16 protein-coding genes are annotated in these 19,761 nt (G+C 61.5%); 9 read left to right on the top strand and 7 right to left on the bottom strand.

Features of this window, described 5'->3' with window-relative positions; genetic code table 11:
• Nucleotides 1-28: 28 nt before the first annotated feature.
• Complete coding sequence (locus tag Q2K57_RS14975) at nt 29-1,525, bottom strand: sodium:alanine symporter family protein (RefSeq protein ID WP_112056332.1); 1,497 nt, start codon at nt 1,523-1,525, stop codon at nt 29-31.
• Between the two features lie 257 nt (nt 1,526-1,782).
• Here Q2K57_RS14975 and Q2K57_RS14970 point away from each other — a divergent pair, with 257 nt between their 5' ends.
• Nucleotides 1,783-3,387, top strand: a complete 1,605-nt coding sequence (locus Q2K57_RS14970; RefSeq protein WP_304525581.1) for a Na+/H+ antiporter NhaC family protein — start codon at nt 1,783-1,785, stop codon at nt 3,385-3,387.
• A 188-nt stretch (nt 3,388-3,575) separates the two neighbouring features.
• Here the strand turns inward: Q2K57_RS14970 and Q2K57_RS14965 are convergent, their stop codons facing one another.
• Nucleotides 3,576-5,489 (bottom strand): propionyl-CoA synthetase, encoded by a 1,914-nt coding sequence (locus Q2K57_RS14965; RefSeq protein ID WP_112056333.1) that lies wholly within the window; start codon nt 5,487-5,489, stop codon nt 3,576-3,578.
• 487 nt (nt 5,490-5,976) lie between these two features.
• On the opposite strand from Q2K57_RS14965, the gene Q2K57_RS14960 reads away from it, so the two are divergent.
• Nucleotides 5,977-6,303, top strand: a complete 327-nt coding sequence (locus Q2K57_RS14960) for a metalloregulator ArsR/SmtB family transcription factor (protein ID WP_112056335.1) — start codon at nt 5,977-5,979, stop codon at nt 6,301-6,303.
• 150 nt (nt 6,304-6,453) lie between these two features.
• Here Q2K57_RS14960 and sohB read toward each other — a convergent pair whose 3' ends face one another.
• Entirely contained in the window at nt 6,454-7,488 is a 1,035-nt protein-coding gene (sohB, locus tag Q2K57_RS14955) for a protease SohB (protein WP_304525580.1), read from the bottom strand.
• Nucleotides 7,489-7,680: 192 nt separating this feature from the next.
• Here sohB and Q2K57_RS14950 point away from each other — a divergent pair, with 192 nt between their 5' ends.
• Entirely contained in the window at nt 7,681-7,992 is a 312-nt protein-coding gene (locus Q2K57_RS14950; RefSeq protein ID WP_304525579.1) for an SCP2 sterol-binding domain-containing protein, read from the top strand.
• A 170-nt stretch (nt 7,993-8,162) separates the two neighbouring features.
• On the opposite strand, the gene nudC is transcribed toward Q2K57_RS14950, so the two are convergent.
• From nudC to Q2K57_RS14930, 4 genes are all read right to left on the bottom strand, one after another.
• Nucleotides 8,163-8,948, bottom strand: coding sequence for an NAD(+) diphosphatase (gene nudC / locus Q2K57_RS14945; RefSeq protein ID WP_304525578.1), 786 nt, complete (start codon nt 8,946-8,948; stop codon nt 8,163-8,165).
• On the bottom strand, nt 8,948-9,718 hold the full coding sequence (dnaQ, locus tag Q2K57_RS14940; RefSeq protein ID WP_304525577.1) for a DNA polymerase III subunit epsilon: 771 nt from the start codon (nt 9,716-9,718) through the stop codon (nt 8,948-8,950). The genes nudC and dnaQ overlap by 1 nt, the downstream gene beginning before the upstream one ends.
• A 171-nt stretch (nt 9,719-9,889) precedes the next feature.
• The gene (gene rnhA, locus Q2K57_RS14935; protein WP_304525576.1) at nt 9,890-10,351 is read right to left on the bottom strand and encodes a ribonuclease HI; all 462 of its coding nucleotides are present in this window, start codon (nt 10,349-10,351) and stop codon (nt 9,890-9,892) included.
• Complete coding sequence (locus tag Q2K57_RS14930; RefSeq protein ID WP_304525575.1) at nt 10,344-11,117, bottom strand: class I SAM-dependent methyltransferase; 774 nt, start codon at nt 11,115-11,117, stop codon at nt 10,344-10,346. The genes rnhA and Q2K57_RS14930 overlap by 8 nt, the downstream gene beginning before the upstream one ends.
• 442 nt (nt 11,118-11,559) lie before the next feature.
• Between Q2K57_RS14930 and gloB the strand changes: the two genes are divergently transcribed.
• The 6 genes from gloB (at nt 11,560) to Q2K57_RS14900 (ending at nt 19,734) form a co-directional block, all read left to right on the top strand.
• Nucleotides 11,560-12,327, top strand: a complete 768-nt coding sequence (gene gloB, locus Q2K57_RS14925; protein ID WP_304525574.1) for a hydroxyacylglutathione hydrolase — start codon at nt 11,560-11,562, stop codon at nt 12,325-12,327.
• A 68-nt stretch (nt 12,328-12,395) separates the two neighbouring features.
• Nucleotides 12,396-13,571: a transglycosylase SLT domain-containing protein gene (locus tag Q2K57_RS14920; RefSeq protein ID WP_304525573.1), complete on the top strand. Its 1,176-nt coding sequence runs from the start codon at nt 12,396-12,398 to the stop codon at nt 13,569-13,571.
• Between the two features lie 277 nt (nt 13,572-13,848).
• Nucleotides 13,849-15,645: an extracellular solute-binding protein gene (locus Q2K57_RS14915; RefSeq protein ID WP_304526714.1), complete on the top strand. Its 1,797-nt coding sequence runs from the start codon at nt 13,849-13,851 to the stop codon at nt 15,643-15,645.
• 294 nt (nt 15,646-15,939) lie between these two features.
• A complete protein-coding gene (locus Q2K57_RS14910) occupies nt 15,940-17,010 on the top strand; it encodes a microcin C ABC transporter permease YejB (RefSeq protein WP_304525572.1) in 1,071 nt (356 codons plus the stop codon).
• Nucleotides 17,010-18,128, top strand: coding sequence for an ABC transporter permease (locus Q2K57_RS14905; RefSeq protein ID WP_304525571.1), 1,119 nt, complete (start codon nt 17,010-17,012; stop codon nt 18,126-18,128). The genes Q2K57_RS14910 and Q2K57_RS14905 overlap by 1 nt, the downstream gene beginning before the upstream one ends.
• Entirely contained in the window at nt 18,121-19,734 is a 1,614-nt protein-coding gene (locus Q2K57_RS14900; RefSeq protein ID WP_304525570.1) for an ABC transporter ATP-binding protein, read from the top strand. The genes Q2K57_RS14905 and Q2K57_RS14900 overlap by 8 nt, the downstream gene beginning before the upstream one ends.
• The last annotated feature ends 27 nt before the right edge of the window (nt 19,735-19,761 follow it).

The raw sequence follows: 19,761 nt of genomic DNA, 5'->3' as shown, positions 1-19,761 counted from the left end.
CCCGCTCACCCGAAGGGGTGAAACGCGCTTAGCGCGCCTGAGCGGGCTGGTTGCTCTCGGATGTGGCCGAGGCATCGCGCTCGGGCCAAGCCTTGGGATCAACCTTGCCGGCAAGCTTGGGGAAGCGGCGCGGATCAAAGACCGGCTCCACGCCGGCGCGCATCTGGCGGTCGTAATCCTTGAACAGCGCCACGGCCAGCGGCGACAACAGCAGAATCGCCACCAGGTTGATCAGCGCCATCATGCCCATCGACAGGTCGGCGAAGCCCCAGATGGCCTTCAGGCTACTCACCGAGCCGATCATCACCATTGCCAACACCGCCAGGCGGTAAATAAATACCGCAGTACGTGCGCGGCGCGGACCGGCCAGATACTCGATATTGCTCTCGCCATAGGAGTAATTGGCAATCACCGAGGTGAAGGCGAACAGCAGGATGGCCACAGCGATGAACATGCCCCCCCAATCGCCCACGTGAGAAGACAGCGCCATCTGAGTGAGCTGAATGCCGTTGGGTGAATCACCGCTGTCCATCATCGGGCCGGAGATGATGATGATCGCCGCCGTCGCGGTGCAGATCACCAGAGTGTCGAGGAAGACCCCAAGCATCTGGATGAAGCCCTGGGCCGCCGGATGGTTCGGTGTCGTGCTGGCGGTCGCAGCGGCATTGGGCGCCGAGCCCATACCGGCTTCGTTGGAGAACAGGCCGCGCTTGATGCCCTGCATCATGGCCTGTGCCACGGCATAGCCCACCGCGCCACCAGCGGCTTGCTCGATGCCAAAGGCACTGCGCAGGATGGTCATGATCGCACCCGGCAGTTCGGACGCATTCATTGCCACCACGACCAGGGCCAGAGCGAGATACAGCACCGCCATCAGCGGCACGATCAGCTCGGCAACCTTGGCGATCGATTTCAGTCCACCGAAAATGATCGGCGTGACGACCACCACCAGGGCCACACCCACAATCCAGGTCGGCACTTCAAAGGCCTGCTCCATGGCAAGTGCAATGGAGTTGGCCTGCACACTGTTGAAGGCAAGGCCGAAAGCGATGATCAGGCACACCGAGAATGCCGTAGCCAGCCAGCGGGAGCCGAGCCCACGCTCAATATAGTAGGCCGGACCACCGCGAAACGTCTGGTCACCGTGATTGACCTTATAGGCCTGTGCCAGGGTCGACTCGACGAAACTGGTCGACATGCCGACGATGGCCGTCATCCACATCCAGAAGACAGCGCCGGGACCACCGAAGTAGATCGCGACCGCCACACCGGCCAGGTTGCCAGTACCCACCCGCGCAGCCAGGCTGGTCGACAGGGCCTGGAAGGAAGAGATGCCTTCGCCGCCTTCACGAGAGCGCCTGAGCAGCTTGAACATGTGACCGAAATAACGGAACTGAACGCCGCCGGTCATGATGGTGAACAGCAGACCGGCACCGATCAGTAGATAGATCAGCACGCTGCCCCAGATCAGGCCGTTGCCGGCGCTGACCAGTTGGGTAAAGAGATCAGAGAATGAAACATCCATGGTAACGCTGGGCACCCTGTGTCGTGTTGGTGCCCGCCATTCTTCATAGAATGGATTTATGCGCAAGTATCTCCATGAAACGAGGTTTCTTGTCGCCCATCCGCCAGGCTTTCACGTATCCGCCCTATTTTTTACTGTGGCTACCTTTCGTGTCTTTCTCCCACCCCGCCACTCGGGCATAATCCGCGCCCCAGTGCCGCTGTATCATTCTCTTCTATAAAAAATCGCGCCCTGCGCCCGACACGATATCAATCATCATGGAACTGACCTCACACGCCACCTCGTATCTGTCCTTGCTGGCACCGCTGGTCGCCATCGGCATGGCAGTGATCACCCGTCGCGTACTGCTCTCGCTGACGATGGGCAGCCTGGTCGGCGCCCTGCTGCTCAATGACTTCCAGCCGCTGGCGACCCTTGAAAGCCTTGCCAGACGGCTGATCGGCGTGTTCTGGACATTGCCCGAGAGCGATGCCACCGGCCTAGGTAACGCCAACATCTGGAACCTTTCCATCCTTGCTTTCCTGCTGCTGCTGGGCGCCATGGTGGCACTGGTCACCCTGTCCGGCGGCACCAGAGCCTTCGGTGAATGGGCACGTGAACACGTCAGAACTCGCCGTGGCGCTCAGGTCACCACGGTCGTGCTGGGAGCGGTCATTTTCATTGATGACTACTTCAATAGCCTGGCAGTGGGCAACATCAGTCGCCCGCTGACCGACCGCCAGGGTATCTCCCGCGCCAAGCTGGCCTACCTGATCGATTCCACTGCTGCGCCGGTTTGCGTGATCACCCCGATCTCCAGCTGGGGCGCCTACATCATCAGCCTGGTCGGCGGTGTACTCACCGCCCATGCAGTCACCGATATCACGGCGCTGCAGGCCTTTCTGGAAATATCAGCGCTGAATTTCTATGCCATCAGCGCCTTGGTGCTGGTCCTGCTCAGCGCCTGGCTGGATCTGGATATCGGCGCCATGCGCCGCCATTCCGACATGGCCCGCCAAGGCCAGGTGTTCGACGCCTCGCGCGGCGAGCCGCCCGGCAACCTGACCATCGAAGAGGCGCAAGGCGGCCGCACCCGTGACCTGCTGCTGCCGATCCTGATTCTGGTAGCGGCCACCGTGGCGATGATCTTCTACACCGGGGCGGCGGCACTCGATGCCGATGGCCTCACCTTCAGCCTGCTTGGCGCCTTCGAGCAGACCGACGTCGCTCGATCGCTGCTGGTCGGCGGCGCCGTGGCGCTGCTCGCCACCCTCGCCATGTTGTGGCCTCGCTCGTCGGTGCGCCGTCGCACGGGATTGGCCCTGCTGCACGGCATTCACAGCATGTTGCCGGCGGTGTACACCCTGGTACTGGCCTGGCTGTTGACCGGCATCATCTCGGATCTGGGCACGGGCGCTTACCTGGCAAGCCTCGTCGAAGGTGTCCTTGCCGCCCAATGGTTGCCAATGCTGCTGTTCGTGCTCGCTGGCATCATGGCGTTCGCCACCGGCACCAGTTGGGGCACCTTTGGCATCATGCTGCCCATCGCCGGCGACATGGCCGCCGCCACGGATCTCGCCATGCTGCTGCCGATGATGGGGGCAGTGCTGGCCGGCGCCGTTTTCGGCGATCACTGCTCACCGATTTCCGACACCACCATCCTGTCCTCCACCGGCGCTGCCTGCCATCACATCGATCATGTACTCACCCAGCTGCCCTATGCCGGCCTGGGGGCGTTATCCACCCTCGCCGGCTATCTGACGCTTGGCCTTGGCGGCACAAACCTCCTGGCCCTGATCGTGACACTGGCTACCCTTTCACTTGCCGTGGCCTGGCAACACCAGCGCCAACTGAATAGCCGACAGAGCGAGGCGACGGCCTGACACAAGCCTGTTGGATATTTAAAAGCCACCCCATCTGCCGACATGCCATAAAAAAGGCCGCCCTCTCTAGAGGGCGGCCTTTTTGCTTTGCAGGCCTTGGGTGCGTGGCGGCGCTCACCGCCCCTACTGGCGATTAGGCAGCGCCATGCACCCATGGCTCGCTTGAGACCCGGTGTCTTCCAAGGCTATTAGTCCCGTGGCTTGGCCTGCGCGGCCAGCCCCAGGTCACGGTCGCACATCAAGTCATGCACTTCCTGCAGGCTGGTCGGATCATCGATGGTAGAGGGAATCGAGAATTCCTTACCATCGGCGATGGTGCGCAGCAGCTTGCGCAGGATCTTGCCCGAACGGGTCTTGGGCAGACGATTGACCACCAACACCTGCTTGAGGCTGGCAATGGCGCCGATTCGCTCGCGCACCAGCGCAATCAACGCCTCCTCGAGGGCCGGCTCATCGCCGTCGAAACCGTCCTTGGGAATGACGAGGCCTACCGGCACCTGCCCCTTGAGCGCATCGTGAATGCCGATCACCGCGCACTCGGCCACCGCCGGGTGACCCCCAAGCACTTCTTCCATCTCGCCGGTGGAAAGCCTATGCCCGGCCACGTTAATGACGTCATCGGTGCGCCCCATGATGAACAGGTACCCTTCATCGTCGAAGTGGCCGCCATCACCGGTCAGATAAGCGCCCGGGAAGGCCGACATATAGGCATGCTGAAAGCGCACCGGGTCGCCCCATATGCCCACCAGGCAGCCGGGCGGCATTGGCTCACGAATCACCACGCTGCCTTCTTGTCCCGCCGCGACCGGGTCGCCATCGCGCCCCAGCACCTGCACATTGAAGCCGGGTACAGGGAAGGTCGCCGAGCCTGCCTTGCTAGGCATGGGGGCCAGCCCCTGAAGATTGGCGACAATCGGCCAGCCGGTCTCGGTCTGCCACCAGTGGTCGATCACGGGAATCTTCAACAGATCATTCAGCCAATAGTACGTCGGCGGGTCGAGCCGCTCACCGGCCAGGAACAGCGACTTGAGGCAGGAAATGTCGTATTTCTCTAGCCACTTGCCGTCCGGGTCTTCTTTCTTGATGGCACGAAAGGCCGTAGGTGCGGTAAAGAACGTCTTCACGCCGTATTCGGCGATCAAGCGCCAAAAGGCGCCGGCATCGGGCGTTCGCACCGGCTTGCCTTCATAGACAAGGGTGGTGCAGCCACGCAGCAGTGGCGCATAGACGATGTAGGAATGCCCCACCACCCAGCCAACGTCAGAGGCCGAAAAGAACACTTCACCAGGCGCCATGTCGTAGATGACGTCCATTGAATAGTGAAGGGCCACGGCGTGGCCGCCATTATCACGCACCACGCCTTTGGGCTTGCCGGTAGTGCCAGATGTGTAAAGTATATACAACGGGTCGGTCGCCTTGACCGGCACGCAAGGAGCCGGCTCTGCCTGAGCAACCAGAGACGCCCAGTCATGGTCTCGAGCCCCCAGCTTTGCAATGGCCTGATCGCGCTGCAGAATCACGCAGGCCTCAGGCTGGTGCTGGCTCTGCGCCAGCGCTTCATCAAGCATTGGCTTATAGGGAATGACCCGGTCGATCTCAATGCCGCAGGAGGCGGCTATTACCACCTTGGGCTCAGCATCGTCGATGCGCAGGGCAAGTTCGTGAGGGGCGAAACCGCCAAACACCACCGAATGGATGGCCCCCAGCCGAGCGCAGGCATACATGGCTACGAGGGCTTCGGGGACCATGGGCATGTAAATCACCACACGATCGCCTTTGCTGACTCCTAACCCGGCCAGCGCACCGGCAAACACTGCCACCTCATCACGCATTTCACGATAGCTAAGACGTCTACGCTGCCCGGTGACGGGAGAATCCCACAGCACAGCAGCCTGCTGCCCACGGCCCTGCTCGACATGATAATCCAGGGCGGCATGGCACGTGTTCATCTCGCCATCCACGAACCAGCGCGCATGGCCATGCTCGTCATAGTCGAGAATCGTCTTGGGCGGGGTGATCCAGGGAATGCGATGGGACTGTTCTGCCCAGAAAGACTCGGGGCGATCGATGGCATGACGATAGGTGTCTTGATAGCGGCTCATGGCAGTACCTTAAATGGAAATGAGCATCCTGGGTGTACACAGAGAAGTAGCCACATGCGGCCTCTGTGCGAACCGATTGTTGACACTCTAGAGGTTTTGCCACGATTTTCTCTGCGACAATGGGCTAACCATTCGCCTTTACGCCAAAATTGTTGACAACGGTCAAGGTATCGGTGGCTGTCATTGGTGCATGCCGCCCCGCTTGTAGACGTTGATACTGCGTTGGCCTTAAGGGATTCATGCTTGCAGTGTTAATAAAACTTTACTAAACCCATATTGATGATTCGCTTAATGAAGCGACAAAATCCGTCCGATTGCCCAGTAGGCAGCATCGTTATTGACCGACGAGCATCGTGATGAACGACACGCTTGGTGCCGTCCAACAGCCAGGGAAGGTGATCTTTCGGCATTACCCTAACCTGCGTGTTCTGCATGCGCCGCTGACGATCCGTCAGGCGCACGGACCGCACAGCCAGGAGGTCACTTCATGAGCTCGCGACAACCCGCCATTCAACTGCTCGAAGCCGGCGACACCGTCTTGAGCGCGGCGACTTCGTTGCTCAAGGCCATGGCAAACGAGAACCGGCTTCGCATTCTCTGCCTGCTCGACGGGGCCGAGCTCTCTGTTTCCGAGCTCAACGCCCGCTTGAGCCTCAGTCAATCGGCGCTTTCTCAGCATCTGGCGATTCTTCGCCGCGAAGGCATGGTCACCACGAGACGCGCGTCACAGACCATCTATTACTCGTTAAAGGGCAACCAGGCGAGGGTCATCATCGACGCCATCAGTCGGCTTTACCTGGGCAACCCTGCCTGAAGCACCAAGCACAGCTGTCGTTGAACGCAAAACGCCCCGAGCCAAGCTTCGAGGCGTTTTCTTTTGCAGCATCGGTCATATGCTCGGCGCGGCTACTTGGCCAGTGCGTGCGAGAGGCCAGCCCAAGCTCACCTGTCCCAGGTCATCGCCCTAGCGCTTGAGCCATCGGCTGGCGTCAACGGCCTCCAGCAGCCTTGTGACACCGCGCTCCACGCCCGCCGAGAGTGACAGCCCCAGGCGCTCGGGAAGCCTCTTCTGCGCTTCCAGTCGCACCGAAAGTACCCGTGCGTCCTGCATACGAGCCAGCAGGTACGCATCGCTGGTCATGACCTCATCGGCCAACCCTTTGTCGACGGCCTCTCGGCCATACCATATCTCACCGGTCGCCAGCTGCTCGATATCCATTGACGGACGCCGTTCGGCGATATGGCGCTTGAACAGCTCATGGGTATGTTCGATATCGGCAAGAAACTTGTCTCGACCCTCTTCGGTATTCTCGCCCAGCACCGTCAGCGTGCGCTTGTAGCGGCCGGCGGTCAGCACTTCGACATCGACATCATGGCGTTTGAGCAGACGATGCACATTGGGTACCTGCGCCACTACCCCAATCGAGCCCAGCACCGCGAAGGGGGCGACCTGCAACCGGTCTGCGCAGCAGGCCATCATGTAGCCGCCGCTAGCGGCCACCTTGTCGACGCAGATCCGAGTCAGGACGCCCGCTTCACGCAAACGATCCAGCTGCGCGGCAGCGAGACCATAGGCATGCACCAGGCCTCCCGCAGACTCGAGGCGCAACACCACTTCATCGCCCTCAGCAACGACGTCCAGCAAGGCGGAGATTTCCTCGGCAAGACGCGCCGTCCCCGAGGCCTTCAGATCACCGTGGAAGTCGAGTACCCAGACATTGCCGCGGGGGGATTCTTCGCCGTTTTTCTTGCGCGCATGCTTATCGTCGCGACGAAAGCCCTTGAGCAGCCGCTTGCGGCCCTGTGGCTCGGTCACCGCCATTTTCAGGCGCCGTGCCCGCTTGCGCTGACGAAGGTTGAGCTCCTCGACGCGCAGCTGTGAGCCCGCATCCCCCTGACCACGACCTTTACTTACCAGGACCATGATAGCCGCCAGCATCGCCAGCAATGTCAGGACCTGAGCAAAGAACAGGGCGTAGTCCTGTATCCATTCGTTCACTGCGATCTCCTTGAGTACGCGTCTTATCAGTCAGTTGATTCCATCATTCTGCCGGCACACGGGAAAGCTTTTCATTAGGTTGACATATAAAGTCTTGATCAGAACGCTCGTTTTAAATAGCCTCAACCACTATAGTAGCCGTCCGTGCCCATACCGTTTTCGTCGCTGAACTCGTCATAAATAGGATTCGTCATGACCGACAATGTACTCGAGAAACTCCAGACACGCTTCGACCCTCAGGCGGCACAAGGCATGGACGATGTATTCCAGTTCCATTTCAGCGACAAGGGCAACTACTACCTGGTGGTCAAGGGTGGCAGCCTGGATATCCAGGAAGGCGAGCATGAAGACCCGTCAGTGACGTTGATGATGTCCAGCGACACACTAAAGGGCGTGATGAGCGGTGATATTAGTGGCATGAGCGCCTTCATGAGCGGCCAGCTCAAAGCCACCGGCAACATCATGCTGGCAACGCGTCTGAATAGCCTATTCCCCAGCCGCTAAGCCGGTGAAGCGGGTTGCCATCCACCAGCCTGGGCCGATGGCAACGTCCGTAGGATTGTCGACGAGCTACTCACACAGCCTTACTCACACAGCTCTATCCGCAAAAGCCCTGCCTGCGACGCACTCTGAGCAAACGTGTATCTGCAAAATACTATCCTACCCTGCCTGTCTCATTGACCGCGGGCAGAGACAGATTTGAGATGCGTGTCGATCAACTGCCGTGAGATGGAAAATGTGGGCGGCAATTCAGGCAGTTCCTCCGGCAAGAACCATGCAGCATCGGCGATTTCCCGATCATCGATACGAATGTCACGACTCGCCGCTTCGGCGAAGTACCCTAGCATCAGCGAGTGCGGGAACGGCCAGGCCTGGCTGCGGAAATAACTCGTGCGCCCGACCGAGACCCCCACCTCTTCAAAGACCTCGCGCCGCACGGCCTCTTCTGCCGACTCCCCCGGTTCGATAAACCCCGCAAGGGTTGAATAACGCCCCACCGGGAAACGCGGACTGCGTCCCAGCAACATGGCGTCACCATGGGTCACCAGCGTGATGATGCAGGGGGAGATGCGGGGATAGTTGCGGTGCCCGCAGGCATCACAATGCATCGCAAACTCCCAGGCAACATGCCGCGCACGGCTCCCACAGCGGCCACAGAAGCGGTGATTCTGCCACCAGCTGGCGACCTGCAGCGCGGTCGACAGCAGCGGAAAATAGGCGTGAGGCATGTTCGCCAGCCAGGCACGGCCATCAGGCCAGTCTTCGGCGGCCTGAGGATTGTCATCATCGAATACCAGCGCGACCGGCTCATCGCTCCAGTAGCCCAGAGGCAAGGCCTCGGAGGACCAGGGGCCAGGACCCTGAAGGGGGGCGCCATCAACCCCGGGGGCAATTCGGCCGCGATGTAGGTGAAGCGTCCATCCGGACGTTGCGCCCTTGGGGAGAATACGTTGAAACATCAGTGCGCCTCGCCTTCGGCAGAGCCAGGTGCCGGCAACCATCCGGGCAAACTGTCCCAGGCACACTCTCCTGATGCCTCGCGAATGCCCGCCAGCTTGGCATGATGCGCTGCCAACTCGGCGTCGTTGGGCGCTAAGACCGCAAGGCGAGGCCGCTGTTCATCCAGGCGCCGGATTCCGCTGCTTTGCTGAGAGTTTTCTTGCTCATTGCTGGACTGCGCATCGAGGGTCAGCGCCGTTTGCCCACCGGTCATGTGCAGATAGACATCGGCCAGGATCTCAGCGTCCAGCAAGGCGCCGTGCAGCACCCGGTGGCCGTTTTCGATCTGATAGCGCTTGCACAAGGCATCGAGGCTATTGCGCTGCCCCGGGTGCATCTTGCGCGCCATGACCAGGGTGTCGAGGATCCGGCAATGCTCGGCGACGGGCCCGAGGGTCACGCTGCGCTTGGCGTTGAGCAACGAAAGCTCATTATCAATGAAGCCAACATCGAAGGGCGCATTGTGAATGACCAGTTCGGCACCTTCGATGAAAGCCCAGAATTCATCGGCGATGGCCGCAAAGACCGGTTCGTCGGCTACCCGCTCATTGGTGATGCCGTGAATCCCGATCGCTTCTTCTTCTATCGCCCGCTGCGGGTTGATGAACTGATGATAGGTCCGCCCGGTCAGGCGCCGGTTGATCATCTCCACCCCCCCGATCTCGATCAGGCGATGTCCATCACGAGGGTCGATGCCAGTGGTCTCGGTATCAAGAATGATCTGACGCATGGTGTCTCTCTTTCTAGGAACGGGCTTTCTGGGTCGCGGCGGACGCTGACAACCGCGCCGGCATGAAGCGCAGTCGGTTCTAAAGACTGCTGAACGACGCTAATGCTGAACGGTGCTGAAGAGCGATGGAGGCCAAAGGCGTTGCAGCCGCCGCATGAGGGAGAACGGACTTCAGGCGCGCGACGCCTGGTGTTCGTCAATGGCTTCATTGGCCAGGGCATCGGCCGCTTCATTGCCAGGGTGGCCGCTATGCCCCTTGACCCAGTGCCACTCGATGCGATGGCGGTGAGTCTCGGCCAACAGTTCTTTCCATAGTTCGGCGTTTTTCACCGGCTGACGAGAGGCCGTTTTCCAGCCCTTCTTTTGCCAGCCGTGAATCCACTCGGTGATGCCTTTGCGCAGGTATTGTGAGTCGGTCCACAGCTCCACCCGGCATTCTCGCTTGAGCTCGCGCAGCGCCATGATAGCCGCCATCAGCTCCATGCGGTTATTGGTGGTTCTGGCTTCGAACCCCTTGAGGCGTTTCTCGTGATCACCGCTTTTCATGAGAGCCCCCCACCCTCCCGGGCCAGGATTGCCACGACAGGCTCCATCGGTATAAATCGTTACGCGGGGCAGTGCGGTGTCAGTCACCCTCGGTCATCCTATCGGGTTGTCGTGCCAGGCCAGTGGCGCGCCCCATGCCGGCGGCTCCCAGCGAAGAGCCGAGTGTTAGGCGTGGCCGCTGAACAGTTGCCTGCTGCGAACGCCGCCGGGCACGTATCATGAACGTATCCCCGAGCGGCAGATTGTAGCGCCGCCCCAGGGCCTCGAGACCGGCATTGCGGGGTGCACCGCCAGGCCAGTGAAAACCGCAGTAGTCTACCCGCTCGATCTCGAAATCGACAAATGCCAGCCAGTCCTTGAGCCGGCCCGTGGTGCGCCAGTGTCCGCACCACGGCAACCGCCGGCGTCTTTTCGGCAGTAGACGACTCCAACCAGAGACGCCCTGAGGGCTCCAGCCAAAGATGAGCAACCGGCCATCATCCGCCGTGACCCTGGCCGCTTCCTGCAGGACATGATGGGGCTCATCGACCACTTCAAGCAGATGGTGAATCACCACCAGCGACAGGGATTCATCCGGCAGGGGAAGCTGGTTGGGCGTGCAAACCAGCGTAGAGGGGTGTTCGGCCAATTCACGGGTCGGCGACCACTGCATGGCATGATTGATCGGGCACATGTCGGTAAGACGTGGCGCCATGCCAAGCTCGAGGCTATGGGCACCAAATAGCCTCTCGCACACCGGTCCCAGGCAGGCGCGCTCGGCGGCCCAGTGCGCGCGGCCATCCTCAGTGGACCAGTAACGGCGGGCATCTCGCACCATTTGTGCCAGCAATATCGGATCTGGTGAATTTGACACGCTATGCCGAAGCCTCCAAAGTAGCGACTATTTTTGACGTCGGCCACCTAGCCTTTATCCAGAGTGGCCTGCCATGGAGTGGCGGCAGACTGGCAAGTTCGTTCCTTTTGAACGTACTGTCTGTCTCGAACGGCCTCTGTATTGCGCAGGGTCCTTTTGACACCAAGAACCGGTTCGATTGCCGCCGCCACCAGACATCGCTCTCTAACGTACTGGGTACTGTCAGGATTCAAGGCAGAATCGCCATGCCGACAGCGTCATGGCTCAATCAGGATGATGGCGCGAGCAGATGGTACTGAGATAGTACTGCAGGGACAGCTAATGCATAAAGACGTCACCTAGCGTCACCATGCTCGTCTGGCCACCCGTTCGCAACTGCTGAAAGCAATATAGCAGCAGGCGCCGCCCGACATGACGCAGCCATAACCGAGGACACTACCCCATGCTGAGCGTGACACCGATCCCGGCCTTCAACGACAACTACATCTGGCTCCTTCGCCAGGACACCAGCGACAAGGTGACGGTTGTCGACCCGGGCGATGCTGCGCCGGTCATCGAGATCCTTGAGCGCGAGGGTTTGACGCTTGCCTCAATCCTGATTACCCATCATCACCATGACCACACCGGCGGACTTCCCGAGCTGATCGAGCGCTATCACCCCCGCGTGATCGGCCCGGACAACCCGCGCATCGACGGCATCGACGAGCGCTTGGGCGACGGCGACGAATGCTTGGTGATGGGCCGCCGCTTCGAAGTGATAGCGGTACCTGGCCACACCCTTGATCATATCGCCTTCTTCGCAGCCGGTGTGCCACCGCTGCTGTTCTGTGGTGACACGCTGTTCTCAGGGGGCTGTGGCCGACTGTTCGAGGGCACGGCAGAGCAGATGCATGCCTCGCTGTCACGCCTTGCCGCCCTGCCCGGCGACACCTTGGTGTTCGCTGCTCACGAATACACGCTGGCCAACCTGCGTTTTGCCAAGGCGGCCGATCCAGACAATACGCTGCTGGATGCCTATCAGCGCGACTGTCAACGCGCCCGTGAGCTGGAGCGCCCGACGCTTCCCAGCAACATGGCCCGCGAACTGCAGGTCAACCCCTTCCTGCGCAGCGACCAGCCCGGCGTTCAGCGGGCTGCCGGCTCACAAGGTGATGCCGACACCCCCCTCGCCACCTTTACCACGTTGCGCGCCTGGAAGGATGCCTTTTAAGTCATCCCGATCCTGATTCCATTGCCCCTGGACGCAGCACTCTAGCGCCCTCGAGGACCCCTACTTCTATGTCAACCTATATCACTGCACGGCGCCGGGCCATTTGCCTGGCCGGTACGCTTTTCATCAGCAGCATGACGCTGGCTGCCGTCACCGCCAAAGCCAGCACTTTTCACCCAGGCCAGGCAGCCAGCGGAGAACGCCAGGGCCTTCAAGCTCTCGACCAGCCGCACTCGACCTTCTGGGATGCCCTGGTCCTCGAGCCACCGGGATTCTGGGACGTCCTGCGCCAGCGCTTTGCCTGGCAGGATCAGATCGATCACCCCCGCGTACAGGAGTGGATCGATCATTATCAGGAACATCCCGAGAGCATCGCCGACATCATCGAACGCTCGCGGCCGTGGATGCACTGGATCACCAGTCGCGTGGAAGCTCGTGGTCTGCCCGGCGAGATCGCGCTCCTGCCCTTCATCGAGAGTGCCTACGATCCCAAGGCACGCAGCCATCGGGGTGCATCCGGCCTTTGGCAGTTCATGCCGCGTACTGGTGACGCCCTCGGGCTGACCCGCACCCGCGGCTATGACGGCCGCCTGGACGTGATCGCCGCCACCGAAGCGGCGCTGGACTACCTCGAAGGGCAGGCCGCACAGTGGTATGAGGGCGATATGGAGCTCTCGTTGGCGGCTTACAATGCGGGTGCCGGCACGGTCAATCGAGCCCGCCGTGACGCAGCGAGCCGGGGCGAGCCGACCGACTATTGGCACCTGCGCCTGCCGGGCGAAACCATGAACTATGTGCCCAAACTGCTGGCGATCTCGGCGATCATCAATGATCCCGATCGCTATGCGCTGTCTCTGCCGACCATCAACAATACGCCTACCGTCGCCGCGGTCGAGGTCGACGTGCCGCTGAGTCTCGAGCGCCTCGCGAAGATGGCCGACGTCAGCGTGCGCCGCCTGAAATCGCTCAACCCGGGCCACCTGGATGGCTTCGTTGATCCAGCTTACACGCCAGAGCTGGTAGTACCTGCTGACGCCAAGGATACCCTGCTGGCCAACCTGGATGGCGTTTCCACCGGCACCGTCCGCTATGTGGTTCGCCGTGGCGACAATCTTTCGGTCATCGCCGACCAGCACAACGTCAGCCTGGCGTCCCTTCGCCAACGCAACGGCCTCAATGGTGACATGATCCGCGCCGGTCAGACGCTTTACATTCCCAATCAGACGATTCTTGCCTCCAACTAGGCGTTGGCTGATCCCCAGCTAGACACGGCCTGAGTGCTGATGAGGCCACACCGGAAAAGCCTCTTTGGCTGACCGGCCCCTCGCCCCCTGGGGCAAGGGGCGTGGTGGGGCTCAATAGAGTTTACAAGTAGCGCGCCGGCTGACACTTTAGCGGCTGGGCTCACGTCATTAGAGGTGAGCCGCCTGACCGGATTCAAGGACGTCACCGATGACCACTGCTGCTCTTCCCCCTCGCACCCGATCATCTCGCTGCCGCTTCACGGCCCCCTGGATCGCCATGGCTGGCCTGGTCCTTCCCGCCGTCGCACTGGCATCGCCCAAGGTAGCTACCGTGCATGGCCTGGCGCTTTATGGGGAGCCCGCCCTGCCCGCGGATTTCAGCCATTTTTCCTACGTCAATCCCGAGGCACCCAAGGGGGGCAGCCTGTTGCGGGCCGCGATCGGCGGCAGCTTCGACTCCACCAATCCCTTCATCGTGCGAGGAACGCCCGCCGCCGGCCTGAACCAGATCTATGACACCCTGCTCGAGAGCAACCCCAACGAGACCTTCTCGAGCTATGGGCTGCTGGCCGAGGGCATCCGTCTTGACCCACAGCGCCGCTGGATCGAGTTCGACCTGCGCCCCGAAGCGCGCTTTCATGACGGCGAGCCGGTCGAGGCCAGCGACGTGGTGTTCAGTTTCGAGACGCTGACTGAGAAGGGCCAGCCCTTCTATGCGGGCTACTACGAAGACGTGACCAAGGTGCGAGCGCTGGATGGCGACACCGTGCGCTTCGAGTTCGCGCCCAATAATTCCCGCGAACTGCCGTTGATCATTGGTCAACTGCCGATCCTGCCCGAACATTACTGGGCCGATCGCGACTTCACCGCCACCACGCTGGACCCGCTGCTGGGCTCGGGGCCATATCGAATCAGCGAGGTACAGCCGGGCCGACGCATTGTCTATGAGCGAGTCGAGGACTATTGGGGCAAGGACCTGTCTGTGAACCAGGGTCGTCACAATATCGACGAGCTGGTCTATGACTATTATCGGGATCAGACCGTTGCCCTAGAGGCCTTCAAGGCCGGCAACCTGGACATGCGCATCGAGTCCAGTGCTCGCCAGTGGGCCACCGCCTATGACTTCCCGGCTGCCGAGAACGGCCTCGTCAAGCAGCTGAACATATACGATGGCCAACCCTCGGGCATGCAGGCCTATGTGATGAACCTGCGCCGTGAAACCTTCAAGGATCCCCGGGTCCGAGAGGCCATCAATCTGGCCTTCGACTTCTCCTGGCTCAACGACAATCTGTTCTATGGTGCCTATGAGCGCACCGAAAGCTTCTTCGAGAACTCGCCCATGGCGGCCAGCGGTCTGCCCTCCGAGGACGAGCTCGCGCTTCTTGAGCCCCTCAGGGATCAACTGCCCGCATCAGTTTTCGAGACCCCGCTGCCGCTTGAAGAACCTGAAAAGCTGCGCCCGCGTCTGGCCAAGGCCCTGGAGCTGCTCAACGAGGCCGGCTATGTAGTGCGTGAAGGGGTGATGACGCAGGTGGAAACCGGCGAGCCGCTGAGCCTAGACGTGCTCCTCTACGACACCCAGTTCGAGCGGGTCGTCCAACCACTGCTGCGCAACCTGGCCCGGCTAGGAGTGCAAGGCGACATCCGCATCGTCGACGTCAACCAGTACCTGAACCGCCTGCGTAACTTCGATTACGACATGATTGTCGGCAGCTTCCCGCAGTCGAACAATCCCGGCAACGAGCAGCGTGAATACTGGACCAGTGCCTATGCCAACAAGCCCCAGAGTCGCAACCTCATCGGCCTGGAAAACCCGGCCATTGATTCGCTGGTCGAGACACTGATTCGCGCCGACAGCCGCGAAGAGCTGAATACCGCCGCCCGCGCCCTGGACCGCGTACTGCGCCATGGATTCTATGTGGTGCCTCAGTGGTATCTCGACAAGACGCGCATCGCGCTGTGGGATATGTTCGACTATCCCCAGCCGTTTCCAGAGTACAATCTGGACCTGTCTGCCTGGTGGGTCGACCCGGAACGGGAGGCCGAAATCCGCAAGCGACAGCGCAGCCGCTGACCTAGACTGCCCCCTGGGCCAGGCCGGACAGTTTGTGCCTGAAGATGAGTGCGTAAATAAAGACGGGAGCTTACATGCTGGTACCTAGGTTCTCTGACTTAAGCTCTGTTGCTTAGGCCCTGATGCTTAGCCCCTGATGCTTAGCTTCTGGTGCGGGCTGAAGACGTTGCATTGATATGGCCCGTCGTCCCCATTTCCGCGGTCTGATCAAACAAGACCGGCGATAAAGGCCGGTCATACGCGATCAGGGTCGCTTCACAGACATTATTGCTGGAACGCTGAAAAGGACTCTTCGTGGCTTCCTATGTCCTTCGCCGCCTGCTGCTGATGATCCCTACCCTGCTGGGGATCCTGCTGCTCAACTTCATCATTGTGCAGGCTGCCCCTGGCGGCCCCATCGACCAGATGCTGGCACGCAGCCAGGGCCTGGACAGTTCGGCCAGCACCCGCCTCGATGGCGGCGGTGGCGATAGCGTCAAGGGCGAGTCCCGCGGCTCGCGGGGCGTCGAGGAGCGCTTCATCGCCCAGCTCGAGGAGCAATTCGGCTTCGACAAACCCGCTCATGAGCGGTTTTTAGACATGCTCCACGACTACGCCACCTTCGATTTCGGCGAGAGCTTCTTCCGCGACCGGCCGGTGGTCGACCTGATGGTCGAGCGCCTGCCGGTGTCGATATCGCTGGGGCTATGGACGACGCTGCTGGTCTATCTGATCTCGATCCCGCTGGGGGTGCGCAAGGCCCTGCGTCACGGCTCGCCCTTCGATGTCTGGACGTCAGGCCTGGTGATCGTCGGCTATGCCATTCCCGGCTTCCTGTTCGCGATCCTGCTGATCGTGCTCTTTGCCGGCGGCAGCTACTTCGATGTCTTCCCGCTGCGCGGCCTGACGTCACCGGACTTCGACACCCTCTCGGCCTGGGGCAAGATCAAGGACTACTTCTGGCATATCTCGTTGCCGGTGCTGGCCTCGGCCATCGGCAGCTTCGCCACCCTGACCATGCTGACCAAGAACAGCTTCCTCGACGAGATTCACAAGCAGTACGTGCTGACCGCCCGAGCCAAGGGCGCCGGCGATCATCAGGTGCTCTACGGCCACGTCTTCCGCAACGCCATGCTGATCATCATCGCCGGGCTGCCCTCGGCGCTGATCGGCATCTTCTTCACCGGCTCACTGCTGATCGAGGTCATCTTCTCGCTCAACGGCCTCGGGCTGCTCGGCTTCGAGGCGGTGATGCAGCGTGATTACCCGGTGATCTTCGGCACTCTCTACCTTTACACCCTGATCGGCCTGGTCCTTAAACTGATCTCCGACTTGACCTACGTGTGGGTCGACCCGCGCATCGACTTTGCGACGAGGGAGGCCTGATGCGCATCTTCACACACTTTTATCAGTCCCTATCGCCGATCACGCGCCGTCGCCTGGCCGTTTTCCACGGCAACCGCCGGGCCCGGCTGTCGCTGTGGCTGTTTCTGTTCATGTTCATCTTGAGCCTCGGCGCCGAACTGATCGCCAATGACAAACCGCTGGTGATGCAGTATCAGGGCGACTGGTATGTGCCGCTGCTCGTCGACTACCCAGAGACCGAGTTCGGCGGTTTTCTGCCCACCGCCACCGACTACCGTGACCCCTATGTGCGCGACGCCATCGAGGACGATGGCTGGATGCTGTGGCCACCGATCCCCTTCTCCTACCAGACGCTGGACATGGAGCTCAGCCGGCCGGCGCCTTCCTCGCCCGACGGGCGTCATTGGCTGGGTACCGACGACCAGGGCCGCGATGTGCTGGCCCGGGTGATCTATGGCTTCCGCCTGTCGGTGGTCTTCGCCCTGGTGCTGACCGTTGGTTCGCTGACCATGGGCGTGGTGATCGGCGGCGTACAGGGTTACTTTGGCGGCAAAGTTGATTTGATCGGCCAGCGGCTGATCGAGATCTGGTCGGGGCTGCCGGTGCTATTCCTGCTGATCATTCTGGCAAGTCTGGTGCAGCCCAACCTGTGGTGGCTGCTCGGCATCATGCTGCTGTTCTCCTGGCTGGGCCTGGTCGACGTGGTGCGCGCCGAATTTCTGCGCGCGCGCAACCTCGAATATGTGCGCGCTGCCAAGGCCATGGGCCTGCCCTCGCACCTGATCATGTGGCGTCATGTGCTGCCCAATGCCATGGTCGCCACCCTGACCTTCATCCCCTTCCTGTTCACTGGTGCCATCACCACCCTGACCGCTCTGGATTTCCTGGGCTTCGGCCTGCCGCCAGGCTCGCCGTCGCTTGGCGAACTGGTAGCCCAGGGCAAGAACAACCTGCAGGCGCCATGGCTCGGCATCACCGCTTTCGTGAGCCTGTCGCTGATGCTCTCGCTGCTGGTATTTATTGGCGAAGGGCTGCGCGATGCGTTCGATCCGCGCCATATCCAGACCAGCCCCAAGGCACTCGCCTCGACTACGTCTGCGACCACGCATGACGCCGCCAGGAGCACGGACGATGCCTGAAACGCCCCCGCACTCTCATAACCGACCGCTGCTGCGCCTGGACGATCTGACCATCGGCTTCGACGGCGAGAGGGTAGTGGATTCGCTGTCACTGCATATCCATGCCGGCGAAGCGCTGGCCCTGGTTGGCGAATCCGGCTCAGGCAAGTCGGTCAGCGCCCTGGGGGCCATGAACCTGCTGCCTGACAATGCCAGCGTCACCGGGCAGCGCCAGCTGGGTGATACCGATCTGGCGACGCTAAAAAGGCGCGACTGGCAGGGCTTGCTTGGCAGTCGAGTTGGCTTCGTTTTTCAGGAGCCCATGACCTCGCTGAACCCGCTGCATACCGTCGAGAAACAGATCGGCGAGACCCTGCGCCTGCATCAGGGCCTCAGTGGTAAGGCCGCCCGCGCCAGGGCCAGGGAGTTGCTTATCCAGGTCAAGCTGCCACGGCCGGACGAACTGCTGGATGCCTGGCCCCACCAGCTGTCAGGCGGCCAGCGCCAGCGAGTGATGATCGCCATGGCGATCGCCAATGAACCGGAGCTGCTGATCGCCGATGAGCCGACGACGGCACTCGATGTCACCGTGCAGCAGGACATCCTGGCCCTGCTCAGAGAGCTTCGCGAGCGCCACGGCATGGGCATGCTGCTGATCACCCATGACCTGAACCTGGTGCGCCGCCATGCCGATCGGGTCTGCGTGCTCTATCACGGCCGCGAGCAGGAAACCGGTCCGGTAGAACGCGTCTTTCGTGATCCGCAGAGCCACTACACCCGCACGCTACTGAATGCCGAGCCACAGGGCCGGCCACGTCCCATCGGCAGCCCCCCTGTGCTGATGGCGGCGCGAGCCTTACGGGTAGCCTTTTCGCGCCCCAAGCGCCTTTTCTCTCGGAACCCGCCGCCCTTCGTGGCGGTGCAGCCGCTCGACCTGACCCTTCGCCGCGGCGAGACCCTGGGCATCGTCGGAGAGTCCGGTTCCGGCAAGACCACCTTAGCCATGGCGCTGCTGCGCCTGACGGCCAGTGATGGCGAAATCGACTTCGCCGAGGAGCGGCTGGATACGCTCAGCGGCAAGGCGCTGCGCCAGCAGCGTCGACGCTTCCAGATCGTCTTCCAGGACCCCTATGGCTCGCTGTCGCCGCGCCTGCCGGTGGCCAAGATCATCAGCGAAGGGCTGCGTTTTCATCATCCCGAGCTCGATGACGCCGAGGTCGAACGGCGCGTCCAGGCGACGCTGCTCGAGGTCGGGCTGCCCGCCGACTGCGCCTCGCGCTATCCCCATGAGTTCTCCGGTGGCCAGCGCCAGCGCATTGCCGTGGCCCGGGCCATCATTCTCGAGCCGGAGCTGGTAGTGCTGGATGAACCTACATCGGCGCTGGACCGTACCGTGCAGAAACAACTGGTCGAGCTGCTCAGGGATTTGCAGGCCCGGCGAGGCCTGAGCTACCTGTTCATCAGCCATGACCTGGCGGTGGTGCGCGCCATGGCCCACCGGGTCATGGTGATGAAGGATGGCGACGTGGTCGAGGAAGGCTCAAGCGAGCAGGTACTGGGCGTGCCTCAAACGCCCTACACTCGAGCGCTGGTCGACGCCGCCGGCCTAGCGCCGGTAACCGGCTGATGCTGGCTGGGCTTTACAGCCAGCCGA

It is taken from the genome of Halomonas sp. I5-271120, assembly GCF_030553075.1.
Taxonomy (GTDB): domain Bacteria; phylum Pseudomonadota; class Gammaproteobacteria; order Pseudomonadales; family Halomonadaceae; genus Onishia; species Onishia taeanensis_A.
The sequence above is the reverse complement of the archived record's forward strand: the minus strand, read 5'-3'. Positions and strand labels throughout refer to the sequence as shown.

Bases quoted from the DNA above. Each gene is read 5' to 3' on its own strand.
- nudC (WP_304525578.1), bottom strand. From the start codon at position 8,948: ATGTTTCAACGTATTCTCCCCAAGGGCGCAACGTCCGGATGGACGCTT.
- dnaQ (WP_304525577.1), bottom strand. From the start codon at position 9,718: ATGCGTCAGATCATTCTTGATACCGAGACCACTGGCATCGACCCTCGT.
- Q2K57_RS14900 (WP_304525570.1), top strand. From the start codon at position 18,121: ATGCCTGAAACGCCCCCGCACTCTCATAACCGACCGCTGCTGCGCCTG.
- Q2K57_RS14950 (WP_304525579.1), top strand. From the start codon at position 7,681: ATGACCGACAATGTACTCGAGAAACTCCAGACACGCTTCGACCCTCAG.
- Q2K57_RS14905 (WP_304525571.1), top strand. From the start codon at position 17,010: ATGCGCATCTTCACACACTTTTATCAGTCCCTATCGCCGATCACGCGC.
- Q2K57_RS14915 (WP_304526714.1), top strand. From the start codon at position 13,849: ATGGCTGGCCTGGTCCTTCCCGCCGTCGCACTGGCATCGCCCAAGGTA.
- Q2K57_RS14970 (WP_304525581.1), top strand. From the start codon at position 1,783: ATGGAACTGACCTCACACGCCACCTCGTATCTGTCCTTGCTGGCACCG.
- gloB (WP_304525574.1), top strand. From the start codon at position 11,560: ATGCTGAGCGTGACACCGATCCCGGCCTTCAACGACAACTACATCTGG.
- Q2K57_RS14975 (WP_112056332.1), bottom strand. From the start codon at position 1,525: ATGGATGTTTCATTCTCTGATCTCTTTACCCAACTGGTCAGCGCCGGC.
- Q2K57_RS14960 (WP_112056335.1), top strand. From the start codon at position 5,977: ATGAGCTCGCGACAACCCGCCATTCAACTGCTCGAAGCCGGCGACACC.
- Q2K57_RS14965 (WP_112056333.1), bottom strand. From the start codon at position 5,489: ATGAGCCGCTATCAAGACACCTATCGTCATGCCATCGATCGCCCCGAG.
- Q2K57_RS14920 (WP_304525573.1), top strand. From the start codon at position 12,396: ATGTCAACCTATATCACTGCACGGCGCCGGGCCATTTGCCTGGCCGGT.